This is a genomic window from Corynebacterium sp. HMSC072A02, assembly GCF_001810085.1.
GTDB classification, from domain to species: domain Bacteria; phylum Actinomycetota; class Actinomycetes; order Mycobacteriales; family Mycobacteriaceae; genus Corynebacterium; species Corynebacterium hesseae.
Map to the genome: position 1 here is coordinate 78,066 of NZ_KV799810.1, position 17,946 is coordinate 96,011.

Sequence of the window (17,946 nt, forward strand, 5' to 3'; positions counted from 1 at the left end):
TCGTGACGTTCAGCCCGAACACGGCTTCGTCGGCGCAGAAGCCGGCGAAGCAGGACAAGGAGCCGGATAAGGAGAAGGCCACTCGCACCGAAGCCGTTTCCCTCATGCTCAAGGTGTGGGCCGTTGCCTTGGTGCTTGAGGTGGTGCACCTAGTCCTGAGCATCGTGCTGACCCTTCTGAACCGGGACGAGCTCTTTGCCCAGGCCCGCACCACCGCGGAGTCCGCAGCGGAAAAGTCTGGGCAGGACGCCAGCGATGCCCTCGTGCAACTCGTGGGCTATGGCTCGGTGGCGTTCAGCTCGCTGATATCGCTCGCCATCGTCGTCCTGCTGGGCATCATGCTGGGCTTGATCCACAAGAACTCCTCGGCGGCCGGCACCGGCCGGCGCCTGTGGTTCGCCTTCTCCCTCTACTTCGCCTTCCGCGTGCTCATCGTCTTCATGAGCAGCCCCGCTGGGGCGAGCGTTCCGGACTGGCTGTTCGTCCTCGATGGCGGCGTGCAGATCCTCGTCGGCGTGGCCGCCGTCATGGGCTTGATCTTCTCCTCCAAGGAAGAAGTTCTTGAGTACACCGGCGAGATGGAACAGATGCGCCAGATGCGCAAGGAGATGGAAGAGCAGCGCCGTCAGGAAAACCTGGAGGAGCGCGAGAAGAAAAACAAGGACAAGGAGAAAGAAAGAGACAAGGACGGCAAGCGATGAATGACCGCCCCGGCCCCGCGGACTATAATCGCCGTCCGCGCCGCCCTAAGAAGCAGGGCGAGCAGGATCTTTCCACCTGGCCTTCCCAGCTGCGCATCTCCTATTGGGTCTTTGTGGTTGCCGCCGTTGTGATGTTGACCGCCGGAATGGTGGGACTCTTTGGCTCCTATGGCTCGGTGACCAACCCCGAACTCAGCCCAGAGCAGGTGGGCTATATCCGTTTCAATACGCGCTTTGCTGCCATTTCTCATGTGGTGAGCGCTGTCATCATTGCGGCGTGCTCCGCGCAGTTAGCAAACGGTTCGGTGTGGGCGCGCCGCATCATTACCGCGGTTTCCGCCTATGCCATGTTCGTCAGCATAGCGGCGCTGATTGCCGGCGTGGGCGGGCTGCTCTTGTTGCTCATTCCGATGGCGCTCATGGTGGGAATCTTCTTCCTCTTTCATCCAGACTCGACGGCGTTCATTAAGGCCCGTCGGGCGCAGAATTCCTGATTGGCGCCCACTCCAACTTTTGATTCATAATGGACGGTATGTCTCGTCTGTCTGCCGCGCCGCTTATTGAGGCCGCTTCCGGCCGCACCCCGTCCCGTCCGCCCGTCTGGTTCATGCGCCAGGCGGGGCGTTCTTTGCCGGAGTACCGCAAGGTCCGTGAGGGAATCAGCATGCTGGATTCCTGCTTCATGCCGGAGCTGCTGGCGGAGATTACCCTGCAGCCGGTGCGCCGCCACGACGTTGATGGCGCCATCCTGTTCAGCGATATCGTCGTCCCGCTCAAGGCCGCGGGCGTCGGCGTGGAAATCGTCCCTGGGCGCGGCCCAGTCATGGATGCGCCCGTGCGCAGCAAGGAGGATGTGGCGAACCTGCCTATCCTCGACGTCGACGTGCCCGAGGTGCGTCAGGGCATCGAGATCATTCTGAACGAGCTCACCGACAAGCAGGCACTCATCGGTTTTGTCGGTGCGCCTTTCACTTTGGCCAGCTACCTCATTGAGGGTGGCCCCTCGAAGAATCATGAGCGCACCAAGGCCCTGATGCATTCCGAGCCAGATACCTGGCACCAGCTCATGGAGCGCCTGACCCCGACGATCATCTCTTTCCTCCAGCTTCAGCTGGAAGCGGGCATCGATGCGATGCAGCTCTTTGATTCCTGGGCGGGCTACCTCAATGAGCGCGACTACCGCGAGTTTGTTCTGCCCTATTCAACGCAGATCCTTAAGGCCGCGGAGGGCCGCGTGCCGCGCATTCACTTCGGCGTGGGAACCGGCGAGTTGCTCGGCGCGATGTCGGAGGCCGGTTCGGAGGTCATGGGCGTGGATTACCGCGTGAGCATGGATGCCGCCGCGGCACGCGTCGATGCAGACATTCTGCAGGGCAACCTTGATCCAGCTTTGCTCTTTGCCGGCGAGGACGCGGTGCGACAGGGCGTGCGCACCATCAAGGCAGAGGTCGCCCGTGCAAGGGAGCGCGGCGACGTGAAGGGACACATCTGGAACCTCGGCCACGGGGTTCTGCCGACTACCGACGCCGACGCCATCACCCGCGCCGTCGCCATCATCCACGAGGAGGGCTAAATGAAAATCGCGATCATTGGTGCTGGACTGGCGGGACTCACCGCCGCGTGGGAACTCAAGCACAACACCGAGGGCTCCCACGAGGTCTACGTTTTCGAGGCGGCCGATCGCATCGGCGGCAAGCTGCACACCGTGGCTTTCAACGGCGGCCCCACGGACATGGGCGCGGAGGCCTTCATCCGCCGCCGCCAGGATGCCGTGGATTTCTTCACGGAGCTGGGCTTGGAGGATTCCTTCGTGGAACCCAACAGTCAGCTGCGCCCGCGCGTGTATACAGGCGGCGAGCTGCACTTCCTGCCGCAGGGTGGGGTCATGGGCATTCCTTCCGCGCCGCAGGACTTCTTCTCCGCTGCCACCAATGAGCGCATCACCAACGAGCAGCCCTTCGAATGGGAAGTCGGCGGGGACGTCTCCGTGGGCAAGCTCGTGCGCCAGCAATACGGCGATGACGTGGTGGATCACGTGGTCTCCGCGCTGCTCGGCGGTGTGTACTCCTGTACGGCCGATGATCTGGGCCTGCGCGCCACGGTTCCGCACCTAGCGGCCACGCTGGACTCGCTGGCGAAAGAGGGACCGGTAACCCTGTCGGCGGCAATCAAACAGATCGAGTCCGGCCGCAGCCCGGCCGAAGGCTCCGTCTTCGGCACCTTCAAGGGCGGCTACGCCGAGCTTTATGAGGCCCTGGCTGAGAAGTCCGGCGCGCAGATCCACCTGGACACCTTCGTCTCGGGTGTTACACGCAAGGGTGATGCCTTTGAGGTCAAGGGCGCGCCGGGGGATATCGGTCCCTTCGACCGCGTGCTCTTTGCCACCCCGGCTCCGACGACCGCGCGCCTGCTCAAGTCCGTGGCTCCGGAGGCCGCCCAGGAGTTGTCTTCTGTCCAGCTGGCCTCCTCTGTAGTCGTCGGCTTCAACTTCGCCTCCGCCACGGACCCGGAGGGCAACTCCCTTCCGGAGGCCACCGGCATTCTCGTCGCCTCTGACGAGCCCGGCGTGCGCGCCAAGGCTTTCACGCTCTCATCCAATAAGTGGCCGCACCTGAACGAGCGCGAAGGCTTCCTCGTGCGCGCCTCCTTCGGCCGCTTCGGCGATGACGCCCTCGTGCGCGCGGAGGAGGATGACCTGGTGGACTATGCCCTTGATGACCTGCAGAAGATCACCGGCTTCGACGGCCGCGCCGCCGGCGTGGAGGAGATCTACACGCAGCGCTGGTTCGGCGGCATCCCCCGCTATGACGAAAAGCACCTGGCTACCGTTGCCGCCGTGCGTGCCGCGCTTGCCGACGTCCCCGGTATCGCCACCGCCGGCGCCTGGGCCGATGGAGTCGGCGTGCCGGCCGTCATCGCCGGCGCCCGCGCTGCCGCGCAGGTACTCGTCAGCTAGCTCGCTGTCGGCGCCTGCCTTTTGGCACCTCACAAAGGGCGCCCCGCAAAAGGCGTCTGATAAAAGGTATCTTTGGGTCTAAAAACGCCATTTGTCAAGGGCATAAAAGGCGTTTTTAGCCGTGAAAACGCCTTATGACTGATGCCTTTTGCCAGATGCCTTTTAGGCAGAGGCGATACGGGAAGTTGACGCTAGCTAGTAGTGGTATCTGCACCCAGCAATCTCGATGGTCGCGCCCTTAATGCGATAGATCAGTCGGTGCTCTTCGGTAATTCGTCGAGACCAGAACCCGGCTAACTCGAACTTGAGTGGTTCGGGTTTTCCTATCCCGTCATTGCCATTTCGTGCAATGTCCTTAATGAGGCTATTGACTCTCTTGAGGATCTTCTTGTCGTGAGCTTGCCACCAGAGGTAGTCCTCCCATGCTTCCTCTGTCCACGAAAGAATCATGAAGCTTAGTCTTCCTCAATGAGATCGTGCTTCGTTGCTTCCCCGGCGTTGAGGCTCTCGATGGAGTCAAGCAGGCGCTGGGCATTGCGAGGGGAACGCAGAAGGTAAGCGGTTTCGCGAAGAGAGTTGTAGTCATCTAAGGAAACGATGACTGCAGACTCATGACCACTGCGAGTGATGATGACTTCCTCACGGTCATCAACGACCGACTGTAGGACCTCGGCGTATCTTGCTCGCGATTCCGAGTAGGACATGGTTTTCATAAGCTATCTCCCTTCTTGTACAAGAAACTGTACAACGCAAAGAGGGTGAGCGCTAGAGGGGTTTCAGTTTATGGGGCCACGTGAACGGTGCGCGTCAGGTTGAGCTGTTCGCACACGTGCTCATCGTGGCTGACCAGGATGAATGCCCCGCGGTAGCTCGTGAGCACCTCAACCAGCCAATCGGTGGTAGGGATATCGAGGTTGTTCGTCGGTTCGTCGAGAAGCAGAAAGCGCGGTGCCGGGTCGCTGAGCAGGACGCGGGCGATTTCGACGCGGAAGCGCTCGCCACCAGAAAGCTGGCCCACGGGCTGGTGGATCTTGTCGTTGATAAAGAGCATCTGGGCTAGCTGGTCGCGCAGGAATTGCGGGTCTGCGCTGGGGTTGGCCTCCCGCACGATGTCGAGCACCGATTTCTCTGCGGGCAAGACGATGCGCTGGCGGATGTATCCGCAGGGCAGCGCGTACTCGACGTCGCCGCGGGCGATGCGGTTGAGGAAGGTGGTCTTGCCGCTGCCGTTGGGCCCGGCGAGGCGAACACGCTCAGGGCCAGTAATGCTGAGCAGATCGCTGACCAGCACGCGGGTGCCCACGGGCAGCTCAGTGCCGGGGAGGTCGATGTGGACATGGGTGTCGTCGCGAAGCGCGCGCTGTGCCTTGTCATGAGCCGACAGGGCGGCAGCCACTGCATCGTTGGCCTGTTGAGAACGCCCAGCGGCCGAGCGCTCAGAACGGTTCTTGTCCAAGCCCATGGCCATGCCGGGTTTGCGCTTCGAGGCGGCGAAGTTCTTGCCGCGGCGGGCATCGCGCGCAATGCGGGTCTGCATGGCGGCGCGCTCGCGGATTTGTTTGCGGTGTTCGGCCTTGGTCTCTCGGACCTTGGCCTGCGCGGAATCCTGCTCGGCATCAATCGCTGCGCGGTAGGAGGAGTAGTTTCCCTCGAACTCGCGAAGTGTTCCGTGGTAGAGCTCCGCAATGCTATCCGCGTGCGCGAGGAGCTCGCGGTCGTGTGAGACGACGAGAACCGGCATCGGTGCGGTGCGAATGAGCTCGAGCAGGCGCTGGCGTGATGAGGAGTCCAGGTTGTTGGTGGGCTCGTCGAGGATGAGGAAATCCGGCTTGCGGAAGAATGCGGCGGTCAGTGCCACGGTCACCGCTTCACCACCCGACAGTGTTCCGATAGTGCGCTCTAAGGGGAAGGGGATACCCGCAGCGTCGAGAGCTGCTTCAATACGTTCTGCTAAGTCCCACTGCTCACCAACAGTGGCGGCGAGCTCTTCCGAGTATTCGCCAGCCTCAATGCGGGCAATGGCGTTGAGGACTTCGGTCGCGCCAAAGACATCGGCGATGGTGCTAGACGTATGGAGGCCTAAATCCTGGTCGACATAGAGGACTGAGCCCGCGGATACCGTTCCCGAAGTCGGGGCAATGAGGCCTGCAAGTACCTTGGCTAGCGTTGATTTTCCGGAACCATTCGCACCGACCAAGCCCGTGAAGTGCGAGGAAAACGTGCCGGTGAGCTCCGTGAAACAGGGGGTGCCGTCGGGCCAGGTGACGGTGAGATGAGAAAAAGAAATAGGCATGAAGAAATCCACCTTCGAGTAAGTCGCGTAAAAAGTGTGACGTCGAATTAGGAAAAAATCTTCATGCCCGAAAGACTAGCCCGGCTAATACCCCAGCGCAAGGGCCGCCACACCAAGACCGAGGGCGCCGCGGGCAATGTAGTGCAGCACCTCGGGGGAGAAGGAGACACCGAAGCCGCCGCTGTCCAGCATGGACATGCTGTCTACCTGTGCCGGGCGGGAACGCTTAAACGACGCCCAGCTAAGACCGGCGATGATGAGCACCACTGCGATGGCGGAGAGCTTCCACACCAAGAGGAGGACACCAGCACCAAGGAGCGCCGTGCCCACTGAAGCGATAAGGGGAAGGCCCCAGTCGGGCCATGCATCGTCGCTGACGCGGCCGAAGGAGGCAGCGCGCCCAACCGCCGCGCCGACGATGCTCCACGCGGACATGAATCCGACGATAGCCAGCGCCCCGAGCTGTGGGGCGAACCCCAACGTCAAGCCGAGGGCTGCGAGCGCACCGACGCCGATGTACCACCGTCGTCCCAGACGACGGAAGAAGAGACCCGTCAACGTGGAGGGCGCATGGGCGCGACGAGGAATCCAGGCGGATTGGCTCGCAATGGCATCGGAGGTGACCTCCGAATCAAGCAGGCCAAGGCCAGATCCACCGACCAGGCGCGTGCGTCCAGCGCTGAGAAGCGAAGCCAGCGTGAACGAGCGCCACCCCACGACAAAACGCAGGGCTGGCGCCACAAGCGCGAACCACGGGGATAGCCCGGTGGACACGCAGATGCCGAGCCCCAATACCCCGAAGCCGATCAGCTGCGCCAATGTGATCCAGTCGGTACCGCGGAGTTTGCCGCGCGGGCGATCAACGTACACCCAACGTTCCCGGGAGAGCGCCCGTAGGGGATAAAGAGTCTCGGCGAACACGATGAGAGCGAGCAGTCCCACGATGCCGGCAATAGGAGCGACACCAGTCAGCGTGATGCGCGCCGGGATGATAGGCACGACGGCGCTGACTTCTTGCCAGCCTGTGTAGCCGAAGCCGATGACGATGCCGGCGAGGATGAGATACCAAATGCCATCACCTAGCCGGGATAGCGTGCGCATCACAGCTGCACCACCTCGTCGCAGGCCTGGGTGATCGTGTCGGAATGCGAGGCCACGACGATGCAGCGATTCTCCTCGTCGGCTAGGTAGCGCAATTCGTTTGCGAGGAACTCGGTCCAGGTGGCGTCGAGGTGGCGCTCGGGCTCGTCGATAAGCACTGCGCGCGCCGGCTGGTACAGCTGTGCTGCCAGAAAGACGCGCTGGCGCTGGCCCGAGGACAGGCGCGAGGCAGGGTGTGGAAGGAGAGGCTCAAGCGCCCAGAGCTCGCAGAGCTTGGCGACGTCCACCCCTGTCGCCTTTCCTATCAAATCCAGGTGCTCGCCCACGGTGAGGTCGGGGAGGAAAACCGGCTCGGCCACCGTGATCACAGCGCTTGGCTGCTCCTTCGTGCCGACGGGATGGCCGTCGTACTCCACTGAGCCTTCGAGAGGCGCAAGCTCACCGCCGAGCGTGGCTAGCAACGTGGATTTACCTGAACCGTTGGGCCCAGCGAGGCCATAGATGCGGCCTGGGGCGAAGTCCTTCTCAAGGTGTCCAAGGGGCGTGGAATGTCCATAATCGGCGTCGATGGAAAGCATTGCTGGGCGGCGAGCTCCTTACATTGGGCGGCTAGACAATAGTTAAAACTTATTTATGAAGTTTAGCAAAATGCACGCCCCGAACGTTCTTTTCGAGGTGGGAAACACCCTTGGGGTTGGTGTCATGAGCTGCTAAAATGAGAGAAAATGTAGTTGAAAACTCGGGAGGATAGCAATGTCGGAGCCTGTTCAAATTGAAAGCAGCAGTAGTAGCGGCCGTGATCCGTTAGCGTTGAGTGATGCTGCGTTGCGTCTAGCAGGCCACGATGTGACTGATGAGTACGTGCGCCAGCTGGGCCGCGAGGTGGCTGCAGGGACATTATCTGCCGACGAAGCTATCGCTCGTGTTCGGCGAGCTTCGCTGAAATAGAGCGCGGGGGAGAAACATGAGCGGGGGCTGGGAGAGCTATTTCATTCCAGGGACCAAGGTTCTGAAGAATCGCTTGGGGTTAGATGACGCAGAAGAACTACGGATCTTGGAAGAAAAGCTTGTATTTCTTCGGATAACCGAGTTGGAGTCGGCACCTGTGGAAGGTGCTTTTGACTACGCGCACTTCAAGGCTATACATCGACATCTTTTTCAGGATGTGTATGACTGGGCGGGTGAAGAGCGGACTGCCCCTACAGACCAGTTCATGATTAAGGCTGGGCATGCCTACTATCCGGCGGGGCCGGAAATGACGAAGGCAGCAGAGAAGCTGTTTGCGGGGCTGGCGAAGGATGATTTTCTGCGTGGCCTAGAGATTGATGAGTTTGTGACCAAGCTGGCGGAGCTGTGGGGCGAGCTCAATGTGGTGCATAGTTTTAGGGAAGGCAATACCCGTACGCAGACGGTGTTCTTTGATGCGCTGGTTACGGCGGCAGGATACCAACTTAATGTGGAGCGGCTAGCGAGTGATAGCCGCGTACGCGCGGAGTTTATTGCCGCGCGCTTTCACAGCCAGGACACGGGGGATAACGCGCAGCTGGAGGAGGTGCTGCGCGGGCTCGTCGGAAAGCGCAGTGCCTAGCTCTCGAGGCTAGCCCTTGTTGCGGAAGACGAAGATGGAGGAGAAGTCCTGGTCGCCGTGGCCCATGGCCTGCTGTTCCTCAAAGCGCTCGATGGCGGCGGCCACTGCAGGCAGCGGCTTGTTGGCGGTCATCTCCATGAGCTTGGCGTCCTTGCACAGGGCATCCACGGTGAAGTCACCCGGAGTGGTGTTGCGCTCGCCGGTGATGAACGGGCCCTTCATGTTCTTCATGAAGGCCAGGCCGGTGATGTCGAGCATCTCGAGGATGACCTCGGAATCGAGGCCCTCGGACTCGCCGAGGTGGAGTGCTTCCAGCACGCCCTCCGCGGTAACGGCAAGTGCTAGGTTGGCCAGGAGCTTGCCAATCGCCGCGGTGGCGGCGGACTCCACGCCGATGAGCTTGTTCTCATCGGCCCACGGCTCGGCGATGGTCATGGCGAGCTCGCGGCGGTCGTCGTCAGGCGTGCCCACGTAAATGCCGAGCTTGCCCTCGCGCGCTGGGCCCAGCGAGCCGACGACGGGCGCGTGGACATAAGAGTCAACCGCGGCGGCGAATTCGCGGGCGGCGTCGGGGGAGACGGTCGTGGTATCGATCCAGGTCACGCCGTCCGGGATGAGGTTGGCGTCAATGACTTGCTCACGGATGTCATCGGGGCCAAAGAGCGAGGTAATGATGACCTCTGCGCCTTCTACGGCGGCGGTGGGGGAATCGGCGAGGGTAGCGCCGGACTCGACCAGCGGCTGCGCGCGCTCGGCGGTGCGGTTCCAAACGGTGAGCTCATGGTTCTTGAGGAGGTGTCGGGCGAGCTCGGTGCCCATGCGGCCAGTACCTAGGAATGCAATCTTCATGCCGCCCAGTGTGCCATTATTGTGGGCAGGCTCGCCGCGATTCATGCGAGCCCCGGACGAGGGAGCCGTACCCGGTGACGCGACAAGACGGCCAGAAAGGGCTGGCCATGTCGTGGTTCGTGTTGATTTTCTCTGGTGCTTTCGAGGCCGTGTGGGCGGCGGCTCTGGATAAGTCGGAGGGCTTTAGCCGCCTATGGCCTTCGGTAGTATTTCTTGTTGCCTGTGCCATTTCGATGGGCGGGTTGGGCTGGGCCATGAAGTCCATCCCCGTGGGCACCGCCTACGCGGTGTGGGCCGGCGTGGGCGCGGTGGTCACCGTCATCTATTCCTTCGCCGCCGGACATGAGGCGGCAACCGTGTGGAAGGTGCTGTTCCTGGCCATGATCATTGGTGGGATCGTGGGCCTGAAGGTGGTGCATTAGGAGGCGTCGTCGTTTGAAACGACGAAGGAGAATCGATAGTTCGGTGAGTGGATGCCTATGTACTTGCGTAGTAGGCTTCTGGATATCAAGCCGCAAGGCAAATAGGCTCTGGCCCCAGCATCGCTGGGGCTATCTTTTTGTTCCGGTTCGGCTGAACGCTTTGCTATTCGTAGCGCAGCGCCTCAATCGGGTCCAGCTTCGCGGCCTTTCCGGCAGGGTAGTAGCCGAAGAAGAGGCCAATAGCCAGTGAGAAGAGCAGCGAGAGGATGACCGCCCACAGCGGCGGCGCTACGAGTGAGCCGATGGCGGCCGCGCCCGCCATGCCGGCTGCGGTGCCGATGGCGATGCCGATGAGACCACCGATGAGGCAGACCACGATGGCCTCCGTGATGAACTGGATGCGGATATCACGGCGGCGTGCGCCAAGCGCTTTGCGGATGCCAATCTCACGGGTGCGCTCCGTGACGGTGATGAGCATAATGTTCATCACGCCGATGCCACCGACGAGCAGCGAGATGCCGCCGATGGCCGCGAGCACCAGGCTCATCGTGGTGAAGATCTGGTTCAAGGACGCGAGGTCATCGCTGAAGTCAGACACCTTGACCATGTAGTCGGGGTTGTCTTTGTAGTAGCTATCGAAGACGCGCTGCAGGTTGCTAGCCACCGCGGCCTTGTCCAAGTCCGGGTTGCCGCGAACGGTGACTTCGCTGAACGCGGTGCCAGCACCTGGGGAATCGGAAAGCTCGGCCTCCAGCGGGTAAGGAACGAAGGCGGTTTGGCTGGGGCCACCGCCCACCAGGGGGCCGGTTTGCGGTTCCTCAAAAACACCGATGACGGCGAGCTCGATCGGGGAGGCCTCCTGGCTTTCAAAGCTCACGTATTGGCCAATGGCGTCTTCAGGAGCGCCGAAAAGCTTGGTGGCGGTTTCCTTATCCAGCATGGTCACTGCCCGGCTGGAATCGATATCATCCTCGCTGAGGAAGCGTCCGGCCACGATGGAATAGGAGGAGCCGGAGACATAGTCCGGGTTGGTCGGGCGGACCAGGAGGTTGGCAGTCTCCTCCCCGGATTCGCCCTCGACCACGAGGGCGCCGGAATAAGAGCTGTACTCGCCGATATTGATGCCGGCGATCTGATCTCCCAAGACCTCCTTGGCGCGGTCCAACATGTCCGGGGTGAGCATGGAGGACTCGTCTTCGACGAAGCCGCCGCCCATGAAGGGATCATCGGCTTCTTCCTCTTCGCCCTCCTCAGGGCGCTCCTTGACCTGAACGGTGAAGTTATTAGCACCCACCTTATCCAAATCCTTTTGCACGGAAGACTGCAAGGAGTGGCCGAGCGTGACGATGGCGATGACCGCGGCGATGCCGATGATGACGCCCAACAGAGTCAACGCCGAGCGCATCTTGTTGGTGCGCAGGCTGGTCAGCGCCATCTTGGTGGATTCAGCAAAATTCATGACAACACCCCGTCCTTCATCGTGACGGTGCGGCTGCATTCATCAGCCAATTCCGGGTTGTGGGTAATGAACAAAATGGTCTTTCCATGCGTGCGGTGCAGTTCGTGGAAGAGGTCCATGACCATGCGGCCGGTCTGCGAATCCAGCGCGCCGGTGGGCTCGTCCGCTAGGAGAATCTCCGGCTGGTTGGCCAAGGCGCGGGCCACCGCCACGCGCTGCTTCTGACCACCGGAGAGCTCATTGGGCAGGTGGTTCATGCGGTCGGACATACCGACCATCTCCAAAAGCTCTTGCGCGCGCTGGGTGCGCTCGTGAGCCGAAACGCCCGCATAGACCATGGGCATCTCCACGTTCTTCAGCGCGGACATGCGGCCGATCAGGTTGAAATTCTGGAAGATGAAACCGATTTTTTGGCCGCGGAAGGAGGCCAGTTTGTCGTCGCCAAGCGCCAGCGCATCCACCCCAGCCAGCTGGTACTCGCCGGAGGTGGGGCGGTCGAGCAAGCCGATGATGTTCATGAGCGTGGACTTGCCGGAGCCGGACTGGCCCACGACGGCCACGAACTCGCCCTCCTCCACGCTGAAGTCGAGGCCGGGGATGACAGTCAGCTCGCTGTCGAGGCCCTCGTTGAAGCGTTTGACGATTCCCCGCATCTCAATGAGGCGGCTCATGCGTTCTCTTCCGCAGCATCGGATCCATCGACGGAGGCGGACATGCCGACCATGTCCTTGTGCGTATCCGCCTGGCTGATGACGGTCTCGCCTTCCTTGAGGCCGGAGGCGATGGCGGCGGAGAAATCAGATTCGCTGGCGATCTTCACCTCGCGCGCCTGGATCGTTCCGTTGTCGACGACGAGGACGTTCTTCTTGCCGCCTTCTTCATAGATGGCGGAGAGCGGCACGGTGATGGCGTTCTTGTCCTTCTCCGTAATGATCTTCACCTTCGTGGTGGAACCAAGGCGCAGGCCCTCGCGGTTGCCATCGACGCGGATGTGCACGGGGAACTCAGGCTTGGTGGAACCAGATGGTTTGCCGGAGCCGCCACCTGCACCGGCTTCTACCTCAGGTTGTTCGGCCGTGGGGGAGATGAAGGTGACTTTGCCCTTGTACTCCTTGCCGGGGCTCGATGGCGAGGTGAAGGAGACTTCATCGCCGACCTTGATGCGGGCGATATCGCCCTCCTTGACCGTGGATTTCACCAGCAGGGAGGAATCATCCGCCACGGTGAGGATGGGGCCCTCGGCTGGGGCGCCGGCCTGGCCGTTGACGGCGGTGACAACGCCTGCCAGAGGGGAGCGCAGGTCGGCCTGGGAGAGCGTGTACTCCAGAGGCCCATTCTCCTTGGCGTTGCTGGCGCTTGCCGACGCCGCCGTCTCCACCGCATGGTTTACTGCTTGGGACTGGGAGGCGATTTGGTGTTCGATGGCCAGGTTGCTGGCCTGCAGTGCACGCTCGGCATCGGAGACGGCCTGGTAGGAAGCGGCGGTGGCGCGCTGCTGTTCGCCGAGCTCGCGGTCGATGCCGCGGAGGAGGCGGCCATAGGATTCCTCGGATTCCTTCAATTGGCGCTCGGAGTCTTGCACGGCTTCATCGGAATCGAGGTAGCTCAAGAAAGCGCTGGCGGTGTTGATGCCGGAAGGGTCCTCGGTGGCGGTGCCGATGGAGGCCAGCGCGGACTGGAAGGACTTGGACTCGGCATCGCGCACCCCGGAGCGCGCCTGCTCGACGGCCGCGCGGGCTTCGGCAACCTCGGGGCGGTCGCCCTTGGTGGCGAGGGCATCATCGAGCTTGCGCTGCGCCTCGGCGTACTCGGTCTGCGCCGAATTCACGGCGGACTGGGCGCTATTGACCTCGGGGTTGAGGCCTTGGTCGAGGGAATCTTGAAGCTGGCGCAGCTGAAGCTGGGCGTCCTCGATCTGGTGGACGGCCTCGAGCTTGCCTGCCTCTTGAGAGGTGCGCTGGGCTTCGAGCTCGCGCTCGGTTTCCGTGGTGTCCATGCGGCCGAGGAGCTGCTGGGCCTCGACGCGGTCACCCACCTTCGCGTCCAGGGACTGGATGGGGCCGGTCAGCGAGGTTGTCAGCGAGAGCTCGCGCTCGGCGGAGACGGTGCCGGTGGCGGAGACGGAACTGATGAGGTCTTCCTTGGTGGTTGTCGTGACATCGGTTGCGGTGAGCTGAATGTCGGAGGAGCCGCTGGTCAGTGCGTACATTCCACCACCGCCTGCGAGGAGAACCGCAGCGATAGCGCCGGCGGTGATGCCGAGAGCTTTCTTGTTCATGAGTCCCTTACTGTCAGGTAAACGCCGTCATTGAAAATCGGGTTCAGCTTAACTCTCGGCTATGCTTCCTGTCATGTACAGCGGGGGAATATAGGAGGTAGATCAGGGTCTACCCTTAGTTGGTGTGGGGCCATGAGGACTGGTGACGTTTCGATCAACTAAGGGGCCGAAAATGGGCGGTTTTCTGCCACTATTTGATCGAAACGTACTTGGCATCGGCCTTTTAGAAGGGCACATCGATGCGTATATCCTCCGCGCGCGGCAGCGGGGGAAGCGTCGGTATGTGGTCGAGGCCGGCTTGGACTTCTGGCGGGATGGGGATGGACGTGGGCACCCGCGGGGGCTCGGGCAGTTCCAGCTTGGGCCTGGGCCGCTGCGGTGGGGCCGGACGGGGTGCTGGTGCAGGTGCGGGCGCTGGCGCGCGGACGGTGACGGTTTCTACCTGTGGTGCTGGGGTCTCGATGGTCGTGGGTGCGGGCGCGGGCGCCTCGGTTTCAGATTCCGGTTCGGCCGGGGCGGGCGAGATAGAGGTGGTGTCGCCAAAGCGGTTGACCGGCTGGGGCAGGGCATTCGGCTCCCAGGACGTCGGTTGGGCCGAGGTGGTAGGGCTGGGTTCGGTGCGCGGAGCGGGTTCCGCCTGGGTGGCAGCGCAGGCAGACAGCGGAAGGCAAGCAAGAACGACAAGAAAACGGCGCGATGCCATGGGAATCCCCCTTAAGCTAGTGCCTCTCCACAGCGCACCCCAGCGCTTAAATAAGGAAAGGCAGAATCAACAGTGTGCTGCCAGCATAGCGCCACAGTAGCGGGCTCGCAGCGCGAGCGATTGCTGCCGCTTAGGAGGCAGTGGTGGGAAGACGGAAGGACACGAGGGGACTCCAACTTTTGTATAGGGCTAAAACCGATACAATGTGGGCTATGCCTAACTCCAGCCAGCGAAATCAGCAGAATACGTCCCAGTCCGCCGAGTGGTTCGAGCGCGCCACGAAGGTCACCCCGGGTGGCGTGAATTCCCCGGTCCGCGCCTTCGGATCCGTGGGCGGCCAAGCCCGCGTCATCGCCCGTGGCGAGGGCTCGCGCCTCTGGGACATCGACGGCAACGAGTACGTCGACCTGGTCAGCTCTTATGGCCCGATGATCCACGGCAACGCCCACCCGGCCATCGTGGAGGCAGTCCAGAAGGCGGCTGCCGATGGCCTCTCCTTCGGCGCGCCCACCGAGGGCGAGACGTTGCTGGCGGAGCACATCGTCAAGCGCACCGCGGTGGAGCAGGTGCGCCTGGTCAATTCCGGTACCGAGGCCACCATGTCCGCCGTGCGGCTGGCCCGCGGTTTCACCGGCCGCGCCAAGGTCCTGAAGTTTGAGGGCTGCTACCACGGCCACGTGGATGCGCTGTTGGCGTCGGCTGGCTCCGGCGTGGCCACCTTCGCGCTGCCGGATTCCCCGGGCGTCACGGGTGCCTCGGCCGCGGACACCATCGTCGTCCCGTACAACGATCTCGACGCCGTCCGCGAGGCCTTCGCCGCGCACCCGGGAGAGATCGCCTGCATCATCGCCGAAGCCGCGGCGGGCAACATGGGCACCGTGGCCCCGGAGGAGGGCTTCAACGCGGCACTCAAGGAGATCGCGCATGCCGACGGCGCCCTGCTCATCCTCGACGAGGTCATGACCGGTTTCCGCACCTCCTACAAGGGCTGGTTCGGCGTCGATGGGGTAGCGGGTGACCTGGTGACCTTCGGCAAGGTGGTCTCCGGTGGCCTGCCGGCAGCTGCCTTCGGCGGCCGCGCCGACGTCATGGCTTCCCTCGCCCCCGCCGGCCCTGTCTACCAGGCGGGCACGCTGTCCGGTAACCCGGTGGCGATGGCCTCCGGTCTGGCCTCTCTGGAGCTGGCCAACGAAGAGTTGTACCCGCGCCTGCAGGCCAACGCGGACTGCCTGACCAGCCTGATAACGGCGGCACTTGATGCCGCCGGAGTGGCACACCACATCCAGCGCGCGGAGACGATGTTCTCCATCCGCTTCGCCGAGGGCCAGGGCCGCAACTTCGCCGATATGCAGGCGGCCGATACCTGGCGCTTCGCACCCTTCTTCCACGCACTGCTGGAGGGCGGCGTGTACGTTCCGCCGTCAGCCTTCGAGACCTGGTTTGTGTCTGATGCGCTCACGGACAATGATTTTGAGGTAATCGAGGCAGCTCTCAAGCCTGCCGCCCAGGCCGCCGCCAGCGCGCAGCGCCCGCAGTAAACCAACCATTTGAGGGGATAGACACAGGTATATGTCCACCACCATCGTCCACTTCGTCCGCCACGGCGAGGTTTATAACCCGGATAAGATCCTTTACGGACGCATCCCGGGCTATCACTTGTCCTCCCGTGGGCATTCCATGGCCGCACGCACAGCGAAAGCCTTCGAAGGCCATGACGTGACCTACCTGGCGGCCTCGCCGCTGCAGCGCGCGCAGGAAACCGCGCTGCCGATTGCGCAGGTGACGGGCTTGGAGGTGGACGTCGACAAGGGCGTCATCGAGTCCGGCAACCGCTTCGAGGGCCTGCGCACCAAGGGCTGGAACTCGCAGCTGTGGAACCCGCAGCGCTGGCCGCTCATGGTCAACCCGCTTGAGCCCTCGTGGGGCGAGCCTTTCGAGGAGATCGCCGCGCGCATGATGGACGCCGCCGAGCGCGCCCGCGCCAAGGCCGAGGGACACGAGGCCATCGTGGTTTCCCATCAGCTACCCATCGTCATGGTGCAGCGCACCGTGTTGGGCAAGCGCCTGGCCCACGCGCCGTGGGACCGCACGTGCGCGCTGGCTTCGGTGACTTCGCTGGTCTACCGTGACCGCGAGATCATCGATATCTTCTACTCCGAACCGGCGCAGGACATCTAATGGGACGCAGAAGTATCCGCGCCGCCGTGGTCGGTGTCCTTGCTGTGCTGAGCCTGGCTGGCTGTACACAGAGCGAGGAGAATGCACAGAACGCCGTTGCTTCCGGTGGCACCTTCGAGTTCATTTCACCTGGCGGGCAGACCACCATCCGTTATGCGGAGGAAGACCGCAAGCCGCTCAAGGATTTCTCCGGCGAGGACCTGCGGGATGAGTCCACGACGATCAAGCTCTCGGATTTTCAGGACCAGATCGTCGTCCTCAACTCCTGGGGTCAATGGTGCGCGCCGTGCCGCTCCGAATCGGATGACCTCCAGGCCATCCACGCGGAGCTGCAAAAGCGCAAGGTCGGCACCGTGCTGGGCATTAACGTCAAGGACTTCAACCCGGAGATTTCCCGGGACTTCATGGCCGATAACGGCCTAGAGTACCCCTCCATCTACGATCCGCCCTTCAAGACGGCCGCGGCTCTTGGCGGCGTGCCTACCTCCGTGGTGCCCACCACCATCGTTCTGGATAAGCAGCACCGCCCCGCCGCGGTCTTCCTGACCGAGATTACGGAGAAGGATGTCCTCGAGGTCGTCGACGAACTGGAGAAAGAACAGTGATCCTTGCCGCTGACGGCGTGGGACAAAGCTTTGCCGATGCCGCCGTGTCGGGCCCACTCCTTCTCGGAGTGCTCGCCGCCGCTGTGGCCGGGTTAGTCTCCTTTGCCTCGCCATGTGTGGTTCCACTGGTTCCGGGTTATATCTCCTACCTCGCCTCCGTGGTGGGCGGTGAGGTCAGTTATGACGAGGAGCTGGGGGTGGGCGTCGGCAAGCACCGGCGTTGGGCCGTGGTCGGTGCCGCCGCACTCTTTGTGCTGGGCTTTACCGTTGTGTTTGTGCTGGCCACCGTGTCGGTTTTCGGCGCCATTTCGGCGCTCACACTCAACGCGGATACCCTCATGCGCGCCGGCGGCGTCATCACCATCCTCATGGGCATCGTGTTCATGGGCGTGGTGCCGGTGTTGCAAAAGGACACCCGCATGGCGCCGCGGCGCTGGACCACGTGGCTGGGCGCGCCCCTGCTTGGCGGGGTTTTCGCCCTGGGCTGGACCCCGTGCCTGGGCCCCACGCTGGCCGCCATCCTGTCCGTTTCTACAGGCACCGAAGGAACCACCGCGCTGCGCGGCACGATCCTGATCATCGGCTACTGCCTGGGGCTGGGCCTGCCCTTCCTGCTCGTGGCACTCGGCTCCGCCAAGGCCATGCGCACCGTGTCCTGGATGCGCAAGCACTCCCGCGCCATCCAGATCGTTGGCGGCATCGCCATGATCCTCGTCGGCCTGGCTCTGCTGACCGGGCTCTGGGGAGATTTCATCAACGCCATCCGCCAGTGGACCGTGTCCTATGGCGCGAGGCTGCTCTAAAGGAGAATTT

20 protein-coding genes and 1 riboswitch are annotated in these 17,946 nt (G+C 62.6%); of the genes, 10 read left to right on the forward strand and 10 right to left on the reverse strand.

The window, feature by feature from the left end; all coding sequences use genetic code 11:
* Positions 1-2 precede the first annotated feature (2 nt).
* From HMPREF2698_RS01170 to HMPREF2698_RS01185, 4 genes are read left to right on the forward strand one after another with little or no spacing between them, the layout of a single operon-like run.
* Positions 3-701, forward strand: coding sequence for a hypothetical protein (locus tag HMPREF2698_RS01170; protein WP_070561588.1), 699 nt, complete (start codon positions 3-5; stop codon positions 699-701).
* Complete coding sequence (locus HMPREF2698_RS01175) at positions 698-1,195, forward strand: tellurium resistance protein TerC (protein WP_070521085.1); 498 nt, start codon at positions 698-700, stop codon at positions 1,193-1,195. Before HMPREF2698_RS01170 ends, HMPREF2698_RS01175 begins: the two co-directional genes overlap by 4 nt.
* Positions 1,196-1,233: 38 nt before the next feature.
* Positions 1,234-2,274: a uroporphyrinogen decarboxylase gene (gene hemE / locus HMPREF2698_RS01180; protein WP_070561590.1), complete on the forward strand. Its 1,041-nt coding sequence runs from the start codon at positions 1,234-1,236 to the stop codon at positions 2,272-2,274.
* On the forward strand, positions 2,275-3,657 hold the full coding sequence (locus HMPREF2698_RS01185; protein ID WP_070561592.1) for a protoporphyrinogen oxidase: 1,383 nt from the start codon (positions 2,275-2,277) through the stop codon (positions 3,655-3,657).
* A 195-nt stretch (positions 3,658-3,852) separates the two neighbouring features.
* Here HMPREF2698_RS01185 and HMPREF2698_RS01190 read toward each other — a convergent pair whose 3' ends face one another.
* The 5 genes from HMPREF2698_RS01190 to HMPREF2698_RS01210 all read right to left on the reverse strand — a co-directional run bounded on the left by HMPREF2698_RS01190 (position 3,853) and on the right by HMPREF2698_RS01210 (position 7,629).
* Complete coding sequence (locus HMPREF2698_RS01190; RefSeq protein WP_070561594.1) at positions 3,853-4,107, reverse strand: Txe/YoeB family addiction module toxin; 255 nt, start codon at positions 4,105-4,107, stop codon at positions 3,853-3,855.
* Positions 4,108-4,112: 5 nt separating this feature from the next.
* On the reverse strand, positions 4,113-4,370 hold the full coding sequence (locus HMPREF2698_RS01195; protein ID WP_070561596.1) for a type II toxin-antitoxin system Phd/YefM family antitoxin: 258 nt from the start codon (positions 4,368-4,370) through the stop codon (positions 4,113-4,115).
* Between the two features lie 68 nt (positions 4,371-4,438).
* Positions 4,439-5,950, reverse strand: a complete 1,512-nt coding sequence (locus HMPREF2698_RS01200) for an ATP-binding cassette domain-containing protein (RefSeq protein WP_070561598.1) — start codon at positions 5,948-5,950, stop codon at positions 4,439-4,441.
* A gap of 84 nt (positions 5,951-6,034) precedes the next feature.
* Positions 6,035-7,051, reverse strand: coding sequence for an ABC transporter permease (locus tag HMPREF2698_RS01205; RefSeq protein WP_070561600.1), 1,017 nt, complete (start codon positions 7,049-7,051; stop codon positions 6,035-6,037).
* Complete coding sequence (locus HMPREF2698_RS01210; RefSeq protein ID WP_070561602.1) at positions 7,051-7,629, reverse strand: ABC transporter ATP-binding protein; 579 nt, start codon at positions 7,627-7,629, stop codon at positions 7,051-7,053. The genes HMPREF2698_RS01205 and HMPREF2698_RS01210 overlap by 1 nt, the downstream gene beginning before the upstream one ends.
* A gap of 386 nt (positions 7,630-8,015) precedes the next feature.
* Here HMPREF2698_RS01210 and HMPREF2698_RS01215 point away from each other — a divergent pair, with 386 nt between their 5' ends.
* Positions 8,016-8,639 carry a Fic/DOC family protein gene (locus tag HMPREF2698_RS01215; RefSeq protein WP_070533937.1) on the forward strand — a complete coding sequence of 208 codons (624 nt, stop codon included), beginning with the start codon at positions 8,016-8,018 and terminating at the stop codon, positions 8,637-8,639.
* Positions 8,640-8,648: 9 nt separating this feature from the next.
* On the opposite strand, the gene HMPREF2698_RS01220 is transcribed toward HMPREF2698_RS01215, so the two are convergent.
* Positions 8,649-9,488: an NAD(P)-dependent oxidoreductase gene (locus HMPREF2698_RS01220; protein ID WP_070561628.1), complete on the reverse strand. Its 840-nt coding sequence runs from the start codon at positions 9,486-9,488 to the stop codon at positions 8,649-8,651.
* A gap of 25 nt (positions 9,489-9,513) precedes the next feature.
* Positions 9,514-9,584: riboswitch (guanidine-III (ykkC-III) riboswitch) on the forward strand.
* An 11-nt stretch (positions 9,585-9,595) separates the two neighbouring features.
* Between HMPREF2698_RS01220 and HMPREF2698_RS01225 the strand changes: the two genes are divergently transcribed.
* Complete coding sequence (locus tag HMPREF2698_RS01225; RefSeq protein ID WP_070561609.1) at positions 9,596-9,910, forward strand: DMT family transporter; 315 nt, start codon at positions 9,596-9,598, stop codon at positions 9,908-9,910.
* Positions 9,911-10,073: 163 nt separating this feature from the next.
* Here HMPREF2698_RS01225 and HMPREF2698_RS01230 read toward each other — a convergent pair whose 3' ends face one another.
* The 4 genes from HMPREF2698_RS01230 to HMPREF2698_RS01245 form a co-directional block, all read right to left on the reverse strand.
* The gene (locus HMPREF2698_RS01230; RefSeq protein WP_070561611.1) at positions 10,074-11,369 is read right to left on the reverse strand and encodes an ABC transporter permease; all 1,296 of its coding nucleotides are present in this window, start codon (positions 11,367-11,369) and stop codon (positions 10,074-10,076) included.
* Complete coding sequence (locus tag HMPREF2698_RS01235; protein WP_070521058.1) at positions 11,366-12,040, reverse strand: ABC transporter ATP-binding protein; 675 nt, start codon at positions 12,038-12,040, stop codon at positions 11,366-11,368. Before HMPREF2698_RS01235 ends, HMPREF2698_RS01230 begins: the two co-directional genes overlap by 4 nt.
* Positions 12,037-13,647 (reverse strand): permuted SH3 domain-containing protein, encoded by a 1,611-nt coding sequence (locus HMPREF2698_RS01240; RefSeq protein ID WP_070561613.1) that lies wholly within the window; start codon positions 13,645-13,647, stop codon positions 12,037-12,039. Before HMPREF2698_RS01240 ends, HMPREF2698_RS01235 begins: the two co-directional genes overlap by 4 nt.
* Positions 13,648-13,870: 223 nt before the next feature.
* On the reverse strand, positions 13,871-14,350 hold the full coding sequence (locus HMPREF2698_RS01245) for a hypothetical protein (protein WP_070561615.1): 480 nt from the start codon (positions 14,348-14,350) through the stop codon (positions 13,871-13,873).
* Positions 14,351-14,553: 203 nt separating this feature from the next.
* Here HMPREF2698_RS01245 and hemL point away from each other — a divergent pair, with 203 nt between their 5' ends.
* The 4 genes from hemL to HMPREF2698_RS01265 are packed head-to-tail and all read left to right on the forward strand — an operon-like array spanning position 14,554 to position 17,936.
* Complete coding sequence (gene hemL / locus HMPREF2698_RS01250; RefSeq protein WP_070521048.1) at positions 14,554-15,888, forward strand: glutamate-1-semialdehyde 2,1-aminomutase; 1,335 nt, start codon at positions 14,554-14,556, stop codon at positions 15,886-15,888.
* Positions 15,889-15,919: 31 nt separating this feature from the next.
* Positions 15,920-16,528, forward strand: coding sequence for a histidine phosphatase family protein (locus HMPREF2698_RS01255; protein WP_070521045.1), 609 nt, complete (start codon positions 15,920-15,922; stop codon positions 16,526-16,528).
* Complete coding sequence (locus HMPREF2698_RS01260; protein WP_070561617.1) at positions 16,528-17,133, forward strand: TlpA disulfide reductase family protein; 606 nt, start codon at positions 16,528-16,530, stop codon at positions 17,131-17,133. The genes HMPREF2698_RS01255 and HMPREF2698_RS01260 overlap by 1 nt, the downstream gene beginning before the upstream one ends.
* Positions 17,130-17,936 (forward strand): cytochrome c biogenesis CcdA family protein, encoded by an 807-nt coding sequence (locus HMPREF2698_RS01265; RefSeq protein WP_070561619.1) that lies wholly within the window; start codon positions 17,130-17,132, stop codon positions 17,934-17,936. Before HMPREF2698_RS01260 ends, HMPREF2698_RS01265 begins: the two co-directional genes overlap by 4 nt.
* The last annotated feature ends 10 nt before the right edge of the window (positions 17,937-17,946 follow it).